Annotated in this window: 2 protein-coding genes and 1 pseudogene; 1 reads left to right on the top strand and 2 read right to left on the bottom strand. The window is 66.3% G+C overall.

Annotated features, from left to right (window positions below; translation table 11 throughout):
* Positions 1-119: 119 nt before the first annotated feature.
* Positions 120-209, bottom strand: a complete 90-nt coding sequence (gene kdpF / locus IE277_RS46580; RefSeq protein WP_189959980.1) for a K(+)-transporting ATPase subunit F — start codon at positions 207-209, stop codon at positions 120-122.
* 265 nt (positions 210-474) lie between these two features.
* Complete coding sequence (locus IE277_RS46585; RefSeq protein ID WP_229882606.1) at positions 475-732, bottom strand: hypothetical protein; 258 nt, start codon at positions 730-732, stop codon at positions 475-477.
* Between the two features lie 487 nt (positions 733-1219).
* Between IE277_RS46585 and IE277_RS46590 the strand changes: the two are divergent.
* Positions 1220-1618 (top strand): annotated as a pseudogene (locus IE277_RS46590) (XRE family transcriptional regulator); the annotation flags it as partial.
* Between the last annotated feature and the right edge of the window lie 126 nt (positions 1619-1744).

Consider the following 1744-nt stretch of genomic DNA (forward strand, 5'->3'; position numbering starts at 1 on the left):
CTCGCGCGAGGAGTAGACCTTCGCCATGTAGTTGCCGACGGGGACGTAGACGAGCGCCAGTGCGCCTGTCAGGGCGACCAGCTGGAGCAGGCCTGCAAGTGCGGGACCCATGTCGTGTCTCAGAACCTCTCCGGGTAGATCAGGGCGAGGACGAGATAGCCCAGCAGGGCGACGGCCACGACCAGGCCGACGATGTTCTCGATGGTCACAGCTTCGTCACCCCCTTGGCGACGAAGGCCACCAGCGCGAAACCCGCGAGCACGGTGACGACGAAGGCCAGATCGGCCATCGCGAACTCCTGGAGTGAGGTTCGGTTGAAACGGACGCTACGAGGAAAGCGCCTGTATGGCCGGATCCGACCGCCCGTTGACGGCCCTCTTACGGCCGACCCGGAACCTTTGACGGGACTCTTACGGCTCCTGACCCGTACCGGTGAGCAGGGCTCTGGTCACAGCCGGAACCGCAGCCGGCAGATCACATCGCCAAGGCAGTGCGTGGCTGCCCGCAGCGCGCGGCGTACCCGGCTTTGCGGTCGTCCAAGACGGCTTGGGCGCCCTTGCGGACCTCGGCGCCGTCGCGCAACTGGTCTGCCTCGATCTCGTCCGCGATGCGGGCCAGGGCACCAGGGGCACCGTTGATGGACAGGAAACACGGCTTACCGGTGTCGGCCTCCCACGGCAGCAGTCGCAAACCGGGAGAGGACGCAGGAACACTGTTCCGGTCGTAGCTCATCAGGCCGTCACCTCCACGCCGTGAATCCAGCGTGGGCCGATGTCGATTCCCTACGTTGCGAGCACCAGCGTCCGCCGCCTCGCTCGCTGCCGCCGTTCCTCCTCGCGCCGCTCGTGTGCGACGAGGTAGGGGCGGACAAGGACATTGTCCTCGCCCCGCAGCATGGAACTGCGCGGGAGAGACACGGTCAGTGTTTCTGGTGACGGCGTCACCGGGTGCGACGTGGGCGTCCGATGGCGGCCGGGCGCGGGGAGCAGTAACCCCAGCAGCAGCCCGACAAGGCGGGCTGTGCCATGAGACGCCCCGACGGATTGCACCAGGTATCGCTTCAGTTCAGTCATGAGGGGATCGTGCATGTCCTTTGTGGACGTATCTCCGTATACCCGGGGACCGTTGGGCCTTGCGCGGCTAGGGCCAAAGAAGGCCCAAACGTCTACGGTGAAGAAATGCTGTGGCCACAGACCGTGAAGGATCGCATCAAGACCGGCGTCAGAAGGCCGAAGCGGGGGTGAAGTTACGGTTCCTCCTCGGCGCTCCGCGAGGAGAGGTGACACGGCAGCGCGAAGCCATCGAGGATGTCGCGCTGAGCGTGTCCACGCGTATCCGGATCACGCTGGAACACCTTGACCGGCTCGGGACTCCACCAGGCCTGGAGACGCGCTACTGCAGCGCCGAGGATGCCGTGAACCACGTGTCCCTGTCGGTCTTCCGCTTCGACGACGACGCACTCGTGACCCCTCACCTGGCCCGCCTGGTGGGACACGACTCCCCACTTCTGCACCTGCGGCGACAGGGCGACGGGGGCATGTTCGCACGGTTCGCGGAACACGCCGAAGAGCTGTGGCGCCGGGGCACCTCAGTTCGGGAACAACAGGGGCTTGGGTAGCACGCATCCTGCCTCTGCGTCGTCGGGACGTACACCAACCCACCTCACGCGCTCTGCTCGTACGCCTCGGCACCCGCCCGCAGATCCGCGAACGGCAGGGAGACGACCATGGTGAGGCCGCCGCCG

Source organism: Streptomyces alanosinicus (assembly GCF_014650595.1).
Classification (GTDB): domain Bacteria; phylum Actinomycetota; class Actinomycetes; order Streptomycetales; family Streptomycetaceae; genus Streptomyces; species Streptomyces alanosinicus.

Coding starts and splice junctions, on each gene's coding strand:
- IE277_RS46585 (WP_229882606.1), bottom strand. CDS start 732: ATGAGCTACGACCGGAACAGTGTTCCTGCGTCCTCTCCCGGTTTGCGA.